Source organism: Pseudomonas sp. LB3P93 (genome assembly GCF_054898025.1).
In genome coordinates, this window is sequence record NZ_CM142713.1 from 6,580,067 (window position 1) to 6,594,128 (window position 14,062).

Consider the following 14,062-nt stretch of genomic DNA (forward strand, 5'->3'; position numbering starts at 1 on the left):
GGCATTGAGCGAAGAAAATACGAATACCTACGACTCAACGAGCATTAAAGTGCTGAAAGGCCTGGATGCCGTACGCAAACGTCCCGGTATGTACATTGGTGACACCGACGATGGTAGCGGTCTGCACCACATGGTCTTCGAGGTAGTCGACAACTCCATCGATGAAGCGCTCGCTGGCCACTGCGACGACATCAGCATCATTATCCACCCGGATGAATCCATCACCGTTCGTGACAACGGTCGTGGCATCCCGGTAGACGTGCACAAAGAAGAAGGCGTTTCGGCAGCCGAGGTCATCATGACCGTGCTGCACGCCGGCGGTAAGTTCGACGACAACTCCTACAAAGTATCCGGCGGTCTGCACGGTGTAGGTGTTTCGGTAGTTAACGCCCTGTCCGAAGAGCTGGTCCTGACCGTTCGCCGCAGCGGCAAGATCTGGGAACAGACTTACATCCACGGCGTTCCGAAAGAGCCGATGAAAATCGTCGGCGAGAGCGAAACCACCGGCACCCAGATCCACTTCAAACCGTCTGACCTGACCTTCAAGAACATCCACTTCAGCTGGGACATCCTGGCCAAGCGGATTCGTGAACTGTCCTTCCTCAACTCCGGTGTCGGTATCGTCCTCAAGGATGAACGCAGCGGCAAGGAAGAGCTGTTCAAGTACGAAGGTGGCCTGCGTGCGTTCGTTGAATACCTGAACACCAACAAGACTCCGGTCAACCAGGTGTTCCACTTCAACATCCAGCGCGAAGACGGCATCGGCGTGGAAATCGCCCTGCAGTGGAACGACAGCTTCAACGAGAACCTGTTGTGCTTCACCAACAACATTCCGCAGCGCGACGGCGGTACTCACCTGGTGGGTTTCCGTTCCGCACTGACGCGTAACCTGAACACCTACATCGAAGCAGAAGGTCTGGCGAAGAAGCATAAAGTCGCCACCACCGGTGACGATGCCCGTGAAGGCCTGACCGCGATCATTTCGGTAAAAGTGCCGGATCCGAAGTTCAGCTCCCAGACCAAAGACAAGCTGGTTTCTTCCGAAGTGAAGACCGCGGTCGAACAGGAAATGGGTAAGTACTTCTCCGACTTCCTGCTGGAAAACCCGAACGAAGCCAAACTGGTCGTCGGCAAGATGATTGATGCGGCTCGCGCTCGTGAAGCGGCGCGTAAAGCCCGTGAGATGACCCGTCGCAAAGGCGCGCTGGATATCGCCGGCCTGCCGGGCAAACTGGCTGACTGCCAGGAAAAAGACCCTGCCCTCTCCGAACTGTACCTCGTGGAAGGTGACTCTGCTGGCGGCTCCGCCAAGCAGGGACGTAACCGCCGCACCCAGGCCATCCTGCCGCTCAAGGGCAAGATCCTGAACGTCGAGAAGGCGCGCTTCGACAAGATGATCTCTTCGCAAGAAGTGGGCACCTTGATCACCGCGCTGGGCTGTGGCATTGGCCGCGACGAATACAACATCGCGAAGCTGCGTTATCACAACATCATCATCATGACCGATGCTGACGTCGACGGTTCGCACATCCGTACCCTGCTGCTGACCTTCTTCTTCCGTCAGTTGCCGGAGCTGATCGAGCGTGGCTACATCTACATCGCTCAGCCACCGCTGTACAAGGTCAAGAAAGGCAAGCAAGAGCAATACATCAAAGACGACGACGCCATGGAAGAGTACATGACGCAGTCGGCCCTGGAAGATGCAAGCCTGCACCTGAACGAGGAAGCCCCGGGTATTTCCGGACCAGCCCTCGAGCGTCTGGTGAATGACTTCCGTCTGGTAATGAAGACCCTCAAGCGCCTGTCGCGCCTGTACCCACAGGAGCTGACCGAGCACTTCATCTACCTGCCGGCTGTCAGCCTGGAGCAATTGTCCGATCACGCAGCGATGCAGGATTGGATGGCCCAGTACGAAGTCCGCCTGCGCACCGTCGAGAAATCCGGCCTGGTCTACAAAGCCAGCCTGCGTGAAGACCGTGAACGTAACGTCTGGCTGCCAGAGGTCGAACTGATCTCCCACGGCCTGTCGAACTACGTCACCTTCAACCGCGACTTCTTCGGCAGCAACGATTACAAAACCGTTGTATCCCTGGGCGCCCAACTGAGCACCTTGCTGGACGACGGCGCGTACATCCAGCGTGGCGAGCGCAAGAAGCCGGTGACCGAGTTCAAGGAAGCCCTTGAATGGCTGATGGCTGAAAGCACCAAGCGTCACACCATCCAGCGATACAAAGGTCTGGGTGAAATGAACCCGGATCAGCTATGGGAAACCACCATGGACCCAAGTCAGCGCCGGATGCTCAAAGTGACCATCGAAGACGCCATTGGCGCAGACCAGATCTTCAACACCCTGATGGGTGATGCGGTCGAGCCTCGCCGTGACTTCATCGAAAGTAATGCTCTGGCGGTATCCAACCTGGACTTCTGATCCGGGATTAATTGGACACATTCAGTAGCTCACTAAAATAAACCCCGGCCTTTTCGTCGGGGTTTTTTTTCGTTAATAGGTTGAGAATAGAACCGCTGACCTGAACACCACGGCATTGAGCTGATGAACGACGAGGGATGAGAATAATGGACGAGCAATACCAGTCTTTTGAAATGCAAAAGCAGATCGACGAGCAAGGAGCGGAATATTGGTCTGCGAGAAACCTTTCAAAGCTGCTCGATTATTCTGAATATCGCCATTTTCAGTCCGTATTGAATAGAGCTAAAGAGGCTTGTTCGAACAGCGCTCAGACTATTCAGGACCATTTCGAGGATGTGCTCGTAATGGTCAGGATTGGTTCAGGGGCTCAAAGGGAACTGCGGGATGTGATGCTTTCGCGCTACGCCTGCTATCTAGTTGTACAAAACGGTGATCCGTCGAAGCCAATTATTGCTGCTGGGCAAACCTACTTTGCCATTCAGACACGTCGGCAGGAGCTCGCCGATGACGCTACCTTCCAGCAACTGAAGGAGGACCAGAAGCGCTTACTGCTGCGCAATGAGTTGAAGGAGCATAACAAGCAGCTTGTGGAGGTTGCGCAGCAAGCTGGTGTGGAAACCGGCCTAGACTTCGCGATTTTCCAAAACCATGGATATCAGGGGCTCCATGGGGGACTTGATCAGAAAGCTATCCACAAGCGTAAAGACCTCAAGAGGAGCCAGAAGATTCTTGATCATATGGGCTCTACTGAATTGGCTGCCAATCTGTTCCGTGCTACGCAAGATGAAGAAAAGCTTCGTCGCGATGACGTCAAGAACAAGCAGCACGCAAATCAAGTTCACTTAGAAGTTGGTAAGAAGGTCCGCGAAACCATCGCAGATTTGGGAGGTACCATGCCGGAGGATCTCCCCACCCCCGAAAATAGCATCAAGCAAATAGCGTCCGCTGTGAAAAAGCTGCAGAACAAACCCTCTGCGGAATGAGCGGTATCCATGTCTTAGTCTTTAGTGCATAGCTAATCCCAAGCATAAAAAAACCGGCTATATCAGCCGGTTTTTTTGCGCCCGAAAAAAACTTATGCACCATTTTACGAGTTTTATGAGTTTAAGAAATATGTATATAAATCATAAAGATAAAATCAAAAACCGTTAGTTTTCAGCAAAACGGTACACAGGTTATCCACAGAATCTCAGACAGCCACTTGATCACTGGCAGCCGGCGCTTGCGGAGCGGGCGGAATAGAGCCCATTTCCCGTTGCATCTGCTCGTTCCAGCTTTGCACCCGGTCATTCAGATCGGCAATGGCGCGCGGCCCAGTGCCCACGGCGTACATCGGCTCTCCGATGATTACGGTGATGACACCCTGCTTCTTCGCCCAGCCGGTTTTCGGCCAGAACTTGCCGGCATTGTGCGCAATCGGCAGCACTGGAAGTGCGGCGTTGACCGCCAACGCGGTGCCACCGCGTGAGAACTTGCCGATGGTGCCATAAGGAACGCGAGTCCCTTCAGGGAAGATCAGCACCCAGACGCCATCCTTCAGCAGTTCGTCGCCCTTCTTCGCTACATGCTTGAGCGCGGCTTTCGGATTGTCGCGGTCGATGGCGATCGGTCGCAGCATGGCCATGGCCCAGCCGAAAAACGGCACAAACAGCAATGAGCGCTTGAGCACTTGGCTCAAAGGCTCGAAGTAGGCGGAGAGGAAGAATGTTTCCCAGGTGCTCTGGTGGTTCGACTGAATCACGCAAGGCTGGTCCGGGACGTTCTCGGCGCCCTTCACTTCATAGCTGATGCCCAGGAACACTTTGCTCAGCCACAAGGCGCAGCGGCACCAGTACACGTTGATGAAGCGATAGCGTGCCTTGAATGGCAGGAATGGTGCGATAAAAAAGCTCAGGCTGCACCAAAGCAAAGAGCTGGTGCCCAGCAACAGATAAAAGAGGAACGTTCTGATGGCCTGCAGTATCGACATGGTGACGTTTACCGTGCGGGCTCTGCCCGTCTTTATAAAGCGCACTTCCGATCAATCCATAACCGGAACAATCGAAGCACTCTAATTGTGGATAAGTTCTGCGGCAATCGCCGCCAGATCGTCAAATATCAAGGTGCCTACCGGTAGGGTCTTGCCCAAAGTCTTTTCGCCTTTCCCGGTCCTTACTAAAACTGGCTGAGAATCGACGGCTTTTGCGGCGTCCAGGTCACCAAGACTGTCGCCGACAAACCATAAATCAGTCAGCGATACGTTGTAATGAGCGGCGATGGTTTTAAGCATCCCGGGTTTTGGCTTGCGGCAATCGCAGCCCTCGTCCGGCCCGTGCGGGCAATAGACGATCAGCCCGACCTCGCCGCCCTGCTCCGCCACCAGCGAGCGCAAGCGCTCGTGCATGGCGTCCAGGGTAGCGATGTCGTAATAGCCACGAGCAATGCCCGACTGGTTGGTAGCGACCGCCACCGTCCAGCCGGCCTTGCTCAACTGCGCGATGGCTTCGATCGAACCGGGGAGCGGAATCCACTCCTCCACCGACTTGATGTAAGCGTCGGAGTCGTAATTGATCACCCCGTCCCGATCGAGAATCAGCAGTTTCAACAGCAGTCCCTCAGCCCAGCATCGAAATATCGGCGACGCCGAGGAACAGCCCACGAAGGCGCGCCAGCAACGCATAACGGTTCGCGCGGACCTTAGCGTCTTCCGCGTTGACCATTACCGCTTCGAAGAACGCATCTACCGGCTCGCGCAAGGCAGCCAGACGTGCCAGCGATTCGCTGTACTGACGCGCAGCGGCCATCGGTTGCACAGCCTGGTCAGCTTGCTGGATCGCCGAGTACAGGGAGAACTCGTTGGCGTTGTCGAAGTACTTGGCTTCCACGACCGACGGAACAGAGCCTTCGACCTTGCTCAGCAAGTTCGAAACGCGCTTGTTCACCGCGGCCAGGGCAGCCGCTTCCGGCAATTTGCGGAACGCCTCTACCGCTTGTACGCGCTGGTCGAAGTCCAGGGCAGAACCCGGCTTCAGGGCACGGACCGACAGGTAAGTCCCGACATCCACGCCTTCATCTTCATAACGGGCACGCAGACGGTCGAAGATGAACTCCAGCACCGAATCGTTCAGGCCGGCAGCCTTGACCTTGGTACCGAACGCATTCACGGCGAACGCCACGGCATCGTTCAGGTCGAGGTCGAGTTTCTTGTCGATCAGGATGCGCAACACGCCGAGTGCAGCACGGCGTAAGGCATACGGGTCTTTGCTACCGGTAGGCAACATGCCAATGCCGAAAATGCCCACCAGCGTGTCGAGCTTGTCGGCGATCGCCACGGCCGCACCGGTCAGGGTGGTCGGCAGTTCAGCACCGGCACCGCGCGGCATGTACTGCTCGTTCAGTGCCAGTGCGACTTCTTCCGGCTCGCCGTCGTTGAGGGCGTAGTAGTAACCGGCGACACCTTGCATCTCCGGGAACTCACCGACCATCTCGGTCGCCAGGTCGCACTTGGACAGCAGGCCGGCACGGGAAGCCCAGGCTGCGTTGCCGCCAATGCGTTGCGCGATGAACGCGGCGAGTTTGGAAACGCGCTCGGCCTTGTCGTAGACGCTGCCGAGTTTTTCCTGGAACACCACGTTTTGCAGACGCAGGTTGAAGTCTTCGAGTTTCTGCTTCTTGTCTTGCTTGAAGAAGAACTCGGCGTCGGTCAGGCGTGGGCGAACCACTTTCTCGTTACCGGCGATGATCTGCTGCGGGTCTTTGCTTTCGATGTTGGCCACGGTGATGAAACGTGGCAGCAACTTGCCGTCGGCATCCAGCAGGCAGAAATACTTCTGGTTGTCCTGCATGGTGGTGATCAGGGCTTCTTGCGGTACGTCGAGGAAACGTTCCTCGAACGAGCACACCAGCGGCACCGGCCATTCAACCAGCGCGGTCACTTCGTCGAGCAAGGCAGGAGGAACGATCGCAGTACCTTCCTGCATCGTCGCCAGCTCTTCGGTGCGCTTGCTGATCAGCTCGCGACGCTCGTTGGCGTCGGCCAGCACGTAGGCGGCACGCAGGTCGCTCAGGTAATTGGCTGGCGAGGTGATGCGCACGCTTTCCGGGTGATGGAAGCGGTGACCACGGGAATCACGGCCGGACTTCTGGGCGAGGATCGTGCAATCGATGACCTGGTCACCGAGCAGCATCACCAGCCACTGGGTCGGGCGAACGAATTCTTCCTTGCGAGCACCCCAGCGCATGCGCTTGGGGATTGGCAAGTCGTTCAGCGAATCTTCAACGATGGTCGGCAGCAGGCTCGCGGTCGGTTTGCCGGCGATGCTTTGGCTGTAACGCAGTTTCGGACCGCTCTGATCGATTTCGCTCAGCTCGACGCCGCACTTCTTGGCGAAGCCCAATGCTGCTTGAGTCGGGTTGCCGTCGGCATCGAACGCAGCCTGACGTGGCGGGCCGTCGAGGTTGATGCTGCGATCCGGCTGCTGGGTGGCCAGCGAAGTGATCAGCACCGCCAGGCGACGTGGTGCGGCATAGACGGTTTTGGTCTCGTAGTTCAGGCCAGCGGCTTGCAGGCCCTTGTCGATACCGGCCAGGAACGCGTCGGCCAGGGTGTTCAGGGCTTTGGGTGGCAGTTCTTCGGTGCCCAGTTCAACCAGAAAATCTTGAGCACTCATTGTGCAGCCTCCAGCTTGGCCAGTACTTCATCACGCAGGTCCGGGGTCGCCATCGGGAAGCCCAGCTTGGCGCGAGCCAGCAGGTAGGCTTGCGCGACGGAACGCGCCAGGGTGCGCACACGCAGAATGTATTGCTGACGCGCAGTCACCGAGATCGCCCGGCGCGCATCCAGCAGGTTGAAGGTATGGGACGCCTTCAACACCATTTCGTAGCTTGGCAACGGCAACGGCTGGTCGAGTTCGATCAGGCGCTTGGCTTCGCTTTCGTAGAAATCGAACAGTTCGAACAGCTTCTCGACGTTGGCGTGTTCGAAGTTGTAGGTCGATTGCTCCACTTCGTTCTGGTGGAACACGTCGCCGTAGGTGACCTTGCCCATCGGGCCGTCAGCCCAGACCAGGTCGTAGACCGAGTCCACGCCTTGCAGGTACATGGCCAGACGCTCGAGACCGTAGGTGATCTCGCCGGTCACCGGGTAGCACTCGATGCCGCCCGCTTGCTGGAAGTAAGTGAACTGCGTCACTTCCATGCCGTTGAGCCAGACTTCCCAGCCCAGACCCCAGGCGCCCAGCGTCGGCGATTCCCAGTTGTCTTCGACGAAGCGGATGTCGTGGACCAGCGGGTCCAGGCCGACGTGCTTGAGGGAGCCCAGGTACAGTTCCTGGAAGTTGTCCGGGTTCGGCTTCAGGACTACCTGGAACTGGTAGTAGTGCTGCAGACGGTTCGGGTTTTCGCCGTAGCGGCCGTCAGTCGGGCGACGACTGGGCTGCACATAAGCGGCGTTCCAGGTTTCCGGGCCAATGGCGCGCAGGAATGTAGCGGTGTGGAAAGTGCCGGCGCCTACTTCCATATCGTAGGGCTGAAGTACCACACAACCTTGCTCGGCCCAGTATTGCTGGAGGGCGAGGATCAAGTCTTGGAAGGTACGCACGGCTGGCGTAGGCTGGCTCACGAAATTCACCTGTTTCTTGGGCTGCGATTTAAAGAGCGGGAGTATACCCGATTCGGTCCTGCGCACGCCCCCTGGAGCCTTATGCCACGCTGCTTTTGGTGTTCCGAAGATCCGCTGTACATGGCTTATCACGATCAGGAGTGGGGTACGCCGCTACGCGATGCGCAGGGATTGTTCGAGTTGCTTTTGCTCGAAGGGTTCCAGGCCGGCCTTTCCTGGATCACCGTGCTGCGTAAACGTGAGCGATATCGTGAGGTATTGTTCGGCTTCGACGTCCAACGGGTGGCGCAGATGAGCGACGCGGAAATCGATGAATTGATGCTCGATCCGGGCATCATTCGCAATCGCCTCAAACTCAATGCGGCCCGTCGCAACGCCCAGGCCTGGCTGGCGCTGGAGGACCCGGTGGAGTTTCTCTGGTCCTTCGTCGGCGGGGCACCTGTGATCAATCATTTCAAGGATCGCACCGAGGTGCCGGCGGTCACGCCAGTCGCAGTGGAGATGAGCAAAGGCCTGAAAAAGGCCGGCTTCACGTTCGTCGGTCCGACCATTTGCTACGCGCTGATGCAGGCCTCGGGCATGGTCATGGACCACACGCAAGACTGCGACCGCTACGCTCAGCTCGCCAACGGCGGTTAGAATAGCCGCCTCGCGCACAGCACAAGATCAGGAGTGACCTGTGGATAAGTTTAAAGGCGCCTTGCTGGTAGGCGCTCTGCGGCTGTTTGCCCTGCTCCCGTGGCGGGCAGTGCAGGCAGTGGGCTCGGCCATTGGCTGGGTGATGTGGAAAACCCCCAACCGTTCCCGCGATGTGGTGCGGATCAACCTCGCCAAGTGTTTTCCGCAGATGGACCCGGCTGAACGCGAGCGTCTGGTCGGCCAGAGCCTGAGAGACATCGGCAAGTCCCTGACTGAAAGCGCCTGCGCCTGGATCTGGCCTGCCCAGCGTTCCATCGACCTGGTGCGTGAAGTCGAAGGGCTCGACGTGTTGAAGGACGCCCTCGCCTCTGGCAAAGGTGTCGTCGGCATCACCAGCCACTTGGGCAATTGGGAAGTGTTGAACCATTTCTACTGCAATCAGTGCAAACCAATCATTTTCTATCGTCCGCCGAAGCTGAAGGCTGTGGACGATTTGCTGCGCAAGCAACGGGTGCAACTGGGCAACCGCGTGGCCGCTTCCACCAAGGAAGGCATCCTCAGCGTCATCAAGGAAGTGCGCAAAGGTGGTGCAGTGGGCATTCCCGCTGACCCGGAACCGTCCGAATCCGCCGGGATCTTCGTGCCGTTCTTCGCCACGCAGGCGCTGACCAGCAAGTTCGTACCGAATATGCTCGCCGGCGGCAAAGCGGTCGGGGTGTTCCTGCATGCGCTACGGCTGCCGGACGGTTCGGGGTACAAAGTGATCCTGGAAGCCGCGCCAGAAGCCATGTACAGCACTGATACGGAAACGTCCTGCGCGGCCATGAGCCAGGTGGTCGAGCGTTACGTGCGGGCGTATCCGAGCCAGTACATGTGGAGCATGAAGCGCTTCAAAAAGCGGCCGCCGGGCGAAGAACGCTGGTATTGAGTTGATTGGCATGATCTGTGGATAACCTTGACCTCAAGGTTATCCACAACGGTTCATACAAGGGCGCAAAAGATGTCCGAACACCGCAAATCGTTTCGCATCAAGATCACTCACGAAAGCTTCGGCGAGTGCCTCGGCCAGACCCGCAACCTCTCGACCACGGGCGTCTACGTCAAGCATCCGGGTTTGTCGTCGTTGCCTAAAGGCGCGGTGGTTTATGGACAGGTGCAGGACTTACCCACAGGCGCGCCGCGAGTGCGCATGGAAGTGGTGCTTGTCGATGCCGATGGCATCGGGCTGCGCTACCTCTGATCAGTGCGCCTGACGCTCAAGCTTTTTCAGAAACACCGTCATCTCTTTCTCTGCCTGCTTGTCGCCATGGGCGCGGGCGGCTTCCAGGCCCTGCTCCCACGCCTGACGCGCAGCTGCAAAATCTGCCAGCGCCAGATGGGCCTTGCCTAACAGCTTCCAGGCCGCCGAATACTTTGGATCGAATTCGACGCAGCGCTGGAAATGCTCGGCAGCCTTGGCGTTTTCCCCAAGGTCCAGATAGCCCTTGCCCAGGCCGAAGCGCAGCAAAGAGTTATCCACACCCTTGGCGAGCATTTTTTCCAGGGATTCGAGCATGGGTGTTTCCCCTCAGTCAGTGATCGTTCCCACTCTGCGTGGGAATGCAGCCCGGGACGCTCTGCGTCCCATCTAAAGCCGAACGCGGAGCGTCCGTTGAGGCATTCCCACGCGGAGCGTGGGAACGATCTGGTTGCGAGATCAGAAGAAGCTGAGCCCCACATGAAACAGCTTCTCCACATCCCGAATATGCTTTTTATCCACAAGGAACAAAATCACATGGTCGCCCGCCGCGATCACCGTGTCGTCGTGGGCGATGATCACTTCTTCATCACGAATGATCGCGCCAATCGTCGTGCCCGGCGGCAGACCGATGTTCTCGATGGACTTGCCAATCACCTTGCTCGACTTCGCATCGCCATGGGCAATCGCCTCGATGGCCTCCGCCGCCCCGCGCCGCAATGAGTGCACGCTGACGATATCGCCGCGTCGCACGTGGGCCAGCAACGTGCCGATGGTCGCCAGTTGTGGGCTGATGGCGATGTCGATATCGCCGCCCTGGATCAAATCAACGTAGGCCGGGTTGTTGATGATCGTCATCACCTTCTTCGCGCCCAGGCGCTTGGCCAGCAGCGAGGACATGATGTTGGCTTCGTCATCGTTGGTCAGGGCCAGGAAAATATCCGCGTCGGCAATGTTCTCTTCCATCAGCAAGTCTCGGTCGGAGGCACTGCCCTGCAACACCACGGTGCTGTCGAGGGTGTCCGAGAGATGGCGGCAGCGGGCCGGGTTCATCTCGATGATCTTCACCTGATAACGGCTTTCGATCGCCTCGGCCAGACGCTCACCGATCTGCCCGCCACCGGCGATGACGATGCGCTTGTAGGTTTCATCCAGACGGCGCATTTCGCTCATCACTGCGCGAATATTCGCCTTGGCGGCGATGAAAAACACTTCGTCGTCGGCCTCGATCACCGTATCGCCTTGGGGCAGGATCGGCCGGTCACGGCGGAAAATCGCGGCGACGCGGGTTTCAACGTTGGGCATGTGTTCACGCAACTGGCGCAGTTGCTGACCCACCAATGGCCCGCCGTAGTACGCCTTCACTGCCACCAGTTGCGCTTTGCCTTCGGCGAAGTCGATCACCTGCAACGCGCCCGGATGCTGGATCAGGCGCTTGATGTAATTGGTGACCACTTGTTCCGGGCTGATCAGCACGTCCACTGGAATCGCGTCGTTATCAAACAGCTCGGAGCGCGTCAGGTATGCGGCTTCGCGGACCCGGGCGATCTTGGTCGGGGTGTGGAACAGGGTGTGGGCAACCTGACAGGCCACCATGTTGGTTTCGTCACTGTTGGTCACCGCCACCAGCATGTCGGCATCGTCCGCGCCGGCCTGACGCAGCACCGTCGGCAGTGAGCCGCGGCCCTGCACGGTGCGGATGTCCAGGCGATCGCCGAGGTCGCGCAGGCGTTCGCCATCGGTGTCGACCACGGTGATGTCGTTGGCCTCGCTGGCCAGATGTTCCGCCAGCGAACCGCCGACCTGCCCTGCGCCGAGGATGATGATTTTCATCCAGTCACTCCCTTAAAACCCATTAACCGCGCGCGGCGGCGATCTTGATCAGCTTGGCGTAGTAGAACCCGTCGTGGCCACCTTCCTGGGCCAGCAACTGGCGACCGTGAGGTTGCTTGATACCGGCCGCCGTGGCGAGGTCCAGTTCGCGAGCGCCAGGCGTTCGAGCGAGGAAGGCTTCGATGACTTCGGTGTTCTCGGTCGGCAGCGTGGAGCAGGTGGCGTAAAGCAGAATCCCGCCGACCTCCAGCGTTATCCACATGGCATCGAGCAATTCGCCCTGAAGCACCGCCAGTGCCGCGATGTCATCCGGTTGGCGGGTCAGCTTGATGTCCGGGTGACGACGGATCACGCCGGTGGCTGAGCACGGTGCGTCGAGCAGGATGCGCTGAAACGGTTTGCCGTCCCACCAGGTGGCGGTGTCGCGGCCGTCGGCGGCGATCAGTTCGGCGCTCAGGCCCAGGCGTGCGAGGTTCTCGCGCACGCGCACCAGACGCTTGGCTTCCAGGTCCACCGCCACGACGCCAGCCAGTTTTGGCTCGGCTTCGAGGATGTGGCAGGTCTTGCCGCCCGGTGCGCAGCAGGCGTCGAGCACCCGTTGGCCCGGCGCGAGGTCGAGCAGGTCGGCGGCCAGTTGCGCCGCTTCGTCCTGCACGCTGATCCAGCCTTCGGCGAAGCCCGGCAGGCTGCGCACGTCAGACGCAGCTTCGAGGATGATGCCGTCCTGACTGTAAACGCACGGCGTGGCGGCGATGCCGGCCTCAGTCAGTAACCCGAGGTAAGCATCACGGGTGTGATGACGACGGTTGACCCGCAGAATCATCGGCGGATGCGCATTGTTCGCCGCGCAGATGGCTTCCCACTGCTCAGGCCAGAACGCCTTGAGGGATTTTTGCAGCCAGCGCGGATGCGCGGTGCGCACCACCGGATCGTGTTCCAGCTCAGCCAGCAGTGCTTCGCTTTCACGCTGGGCGCGGCGCAAAACAGCGTTGAGCAAGGCTTTGGCCCAAGGCTTTTTCAGCTTGTCGGCGCAACCGACGGTTTCGCCGATGGCGGCGTGGGCCGGGACGCGGGTGTAGAGCAACTGATAAAGGCCGACCAGCAGCAGCGCCTCGACATCGGCGTCCGCTGCCTTGAAAGGTTTCTGCAGCAACTTGGCCGCCAGCGCCGACAAACGTGGCTGCCAGCGCGCCGTACCGAACGCCAGGTCCTGGGTGAAGCCGCGATCACGGTCTTCAACCTTGTCCATTTGGGTCGGCAGCGAACTGTTGAGTGAGGCTTTTCCGTTAAGAACAGCAGCGAGTGCCTTGGCGGCGGCCAGACGTGGATTCATTGAGCGCCCGCCGCTTGACCGAGCAAGGTGCCGACGGCGAATTTCTCACGACGGCTGTTGAACAGGTCGCTGAAGTTCAGCGCCTTGCCGCCGGGCAATTGCAGACGGGTCAGGCACAGGGCTTGCTCACCGCAGGCGACGATCAAGCCGTCCTTGCTGGCGCTGAGGATTTGCCCCGGTGCGCCCTGCCCTTCGGCGAGGCTCGCGGCCAGCACTTTCAGCGCTTCACCGTTCAGCGTGCTGTGGCAGATCGGCCACGGGTTGAAGGCGCGGACCAGGCGTTCCAGCTCAACGGCCGGACGGCTCCAGTCGATGCGCGCTTCGTCTTTGTTCAATTTGTGAGCATACGTGGCGAGGCTGTCGTCCTGCACTTCGCCTTCCAGCGTTCCGGCGGCAAGGCCGGCAATCGCCTGAATCACGGCTGGCGGACCCATTTCGGCGAGACGGTCGTGGAGGCTGCCGCCGGTGTCTTCAGCGGTGATCGGTGTGGTGACTTTCAGCAGCATCGGCCCGGTGTCGAGGCCCAGTTCCATGCGCATCACGGTCACGCCGCTTTCGCTGTCGCCCGCCTCGACGGCACGCTGGATCGGCGCCGCACCGCGCCAGCGTGGCAGCAACGAGGCGTGGCTGTTGATGCAACCCAGGCGCGGAATATCCAGCACCACTTGCGGCAGGATCAGGCCGTACGCGACCACCACCAACAAATCCGGCTTGAGTGCGGCCAGTTCAGCCTGAGCGTCTTCGTTGCGCAGGGTTGGCGGTTGCAACACCGGGATATTGTTTTCCAGAGCCAACTGCTTGACCGGGCTCGGCATCAGCTTTTGCCCACGGCCCGCCGGACGGTCCGGCTGGGTGTAAACCGCGACGATCTCGTAAGGGCTGTCGAGCAGGGCCTTGAGGTGTTCGGCGGCGAATTCCGGGGTGCCGGCAAAGACGATGCGCAGTGGCTCAGTCATGGGAGCAATCTCTGAAAAGAAAAAGGCTTGCCGCAGC

At 59.1% G+C, this 14,062-nt stretch carries 13 protein-coding genes; 5 read left to right on the forward strand and 8 right to left on the reverse strand.

The annotated features are described in order from the left end of the window. Positions 1-4: 4 nt before the first annotated feature. Together gyrB and dinD are read left to right on the forward strand one after the other, a co-directional pair. Complete coding sequence (gene gyrB, locus ACYZT8_RS30110; protein WP_008155700.1) at positions 5-2,428, forward strand: DNA topoisomerase (ATP-hydrolyzing) subunit B; 2,424 nt, start codon at positions 5-7, stop codon at positions 2,426-2,428. 146 nt (positions 2,429-2,574) lie between these two features. Then, on the forward strand, positions 2,575-3,411 hold the full coding sequence (gene dinD / locus ACYZT8_RS30115; RefSeq protein ID WP_461978130.1) for a DNA damage-inducible protein D: 837 nt from the start codon (positions 2,575-2,577) through the stop codon (positions 3,409-3,411). A 206-nt stretch (positions 3,412-3,617) separates the two neighbouring features. On the opposite strand, the gene ACYZT8_RS30120 is transcribed toward dinD, so the two are convergent. From ACYZT8_RS30120 to glyQ, 4 genes are all read right to left on the reverse strand, one after another. Beyond that, complete coding sequence (locus ACYZT8_RS30120; RefSeq protein WP_461978132.1) at positions 3,618-4,397, reverse strand: lysophospholipid acyltransferase family protein; 780 nt, start codon at positions 4,395-4,397, stop codon at positions 3,618-3,620. A gap of 81 nt (positions 4,398-4,478) precedes the next feature. Then, positions 4,479-5,018: a D-glycero-beta-D-manno-heptose 1,7-bisphosphate 7-phosphatase gene (gene gmhB, locus ACYZT8_RS30125; RefSeq protein ID WP_461982651.1), complete on the reverse strand. Its 540-nt coding sequence runs from the start codon at positions 5,016-5,018 to the stop codon at positions 4,479-4,481. 4 nt (positions 5,019-5,022) lie between these two features. Beyond that, the gene (gene glyS / locus ACYZT8_RS30130; protein WP_461978134.1) at positions 5,023-7,077 is read right to left on the reverse strand and encodes a glycine--tRNA ligase subunit beta; all 2,055 of its coding nucleotides are present in this window, start codon (positions 7,075-7,077) and stop codon (positions 5,023-5,025) included. Continuing rightward, positions 7,074-8,027: a glycine--tRNA ligase subunit alpha gene (gene glyQ / locus ACYZT8_RS30135; protein WP_008155694.1), complete on the reverse strand. Its 954-nt coding sequence runs from the start codon at positions 8,025-8,027 to the stop codon at positions 7,074-7,076. The genes glyS and glyQ overlap by 4 nt, the downstream gene beginning before the upstream one ends. A gap of 81 nt (positions 8,028-8,108) precedes the next feature. On the opposite strand from glyQ, the gene tag reads away from it, so the two are divergent. From tag to ACYZT8_RS30150, 3 genes are all read left to right on the forward strand, one after another. Then, on the forward strand, positions 8,109-8,666 hold the full coding sequence (tag, locus tag ACYZT8_RS30140; RefSeq protein WP_461978136.1) for a DNA-3-methyladenine glycosylase I: 558 nt from the start codon (positions 8,109-8,111) through the stop codon (positions 8,664-8,666). Positions 8,667-8,706: 40 nt separating this feature from the next. Continuing rightward, positions 8,707-9,594 carry a lysophospholipid acyltransferase gene (locus ACYZT8_RS30145; RefSeq protein WP_461978138.1) on the forward strand — a complete coding sequence of 296 codons (888 nt, stop codon included), beginning with the start codon at positions 8,707-8,709 and terminating at the stop codon, positions 9,592-9,594. Positions 9,595-9,666: 72 nt separating this feature from the next. Then, positions 9,667-9,906: a PilZ domain-containing protein gene (locus ACYZT8_RS30150; RefSeq protein WP_094469847.1), complete on the forward strand. Its 240-nt coding sequence runs from the start codon at positions 9,667-9,669 to the stop codon at positions 9,904-9,906. On the opposite strand, the gene ACYZT8_RS30155 is transcribed toward ACYZT8_RS30150, so the two are convergent. The 4 genes from ACYZT8_RS30155 to fmt all read right to left on the reverse strand — a co-directional run bounded on the left by ACYZT8_RS30155 (position 9,907) and on the right by fmt (position 14,025). After that, entirely contained in the window at positions 9,907-10,221 is a 315-nt protein-coding gene (locus ACYZT8_RS30155; RefSeq protein ID WP_109627002.1) for a tetratricopeptide repeat protein, read from the reverse strand. A gap of 141 nt (positions 10,222-10,362) precedes the next feature. Continuing rightward, complete coding sequence (gene trkA, locus ACYZT8_RS30160; protein ID WP_461956429.1) at positions 10,363-11,736, reverse strand: Trk system potassium transporter TrkA; 1,374 nt, start codon at positions 11,734-11,736, stop codon at positions 10,363-10,365. A gap of 22 nt (positions 11,737-11,758) precedes the next feature. Beyond that, entirely contained in the window at positions 11,759-13,069 is a 1,311-nt protein-coding gene (rsmB, locus tag ACYZT8_RS30165) for a 16S rRNA (cytosine(967)-C(5))-methyltransferase RsmB (protein WP_461978140.1), read from the reverse strand. Beyond that, a complete protein-coding gene (gene fmt, locus ACYZT8_RS30170; RefSeq protein ID WP_461978142.1) occupies positions 13,066-14,025 on the reverse strand; it encodes a methionyl-tRNA formyltransferase in 960 nt (319 codons plus the stop codon). The genes rsmB and fmt overlap by 4 nt, the downstream gene beginning before the upstream one ends. Between the last annotated feature and the right edge of the window lie 37 nt (positions 14,026-14,062).

Bases quoted from the DNA above. Each gene is read 5' to 3' on its own strand.
- rsmB (WP_461978140.1), bottom strand. From the start codon at position 13,069: ATGAATCCACGTCTGGCCGCCGCCAAGGCACTCGCTGCTGTTCTTAAC.
- tag (WP_461978136.1), top strand. From the start codon at position 8,109: ATGCCACGCTGCTTTTGGTGTTCCGAAGATCCGCTGTACATGGCTTAT.
- glyS (WP_461978134.1), bottom strand. From the start codon at position 7,077: ATGAGTGCTCAAGATTTTCTGGTTGAACTGGGCACCGAAGAACTGCCA.
- dinD (WP_461978130.1), top strand. From the start codon at position 2,575: ATGGACGAGCAATACCAGTCTTTTGAAATGCAAAAGCAGATCGACGAG.
- ACYZT8_RS30150 (WP_094469847.1), top strand. From the start codon at position 9,667: ATGTCCGAACACCGCAAATCGTTTCGCATCAAGATCACTCACGAAAGC.
- ACYZT8_RS30120 (WP_461978132.1), bottom strand. From the start codon at position 4,397: ATGTCGATACTGCAGGCCATCAGAACGTTCCTCTTTTATCTGTTGCTG.
- ACYZT8_RS30155 (WP_109627002.1), bottom strand. From the start codon at position 10,221: ATGCTCGAATCCCTGGAAAAAATGCTCGCCAAGGGTGTGGATAACTCT.
- fmt (WP_461978142.1), bottom strand. From the start codon at position 14,025: ATGACTGAGCCACTGCGCATCGTCTTTGCCGGCACCCCGGAATTCGCC.
- trkA (WP_461956429.1), bottom strand. From the start codon at position 11,736: ATGAAAATCATCATCCTCGGCGCAGGGCAGGTCGGCGGTTCGCTGGCG.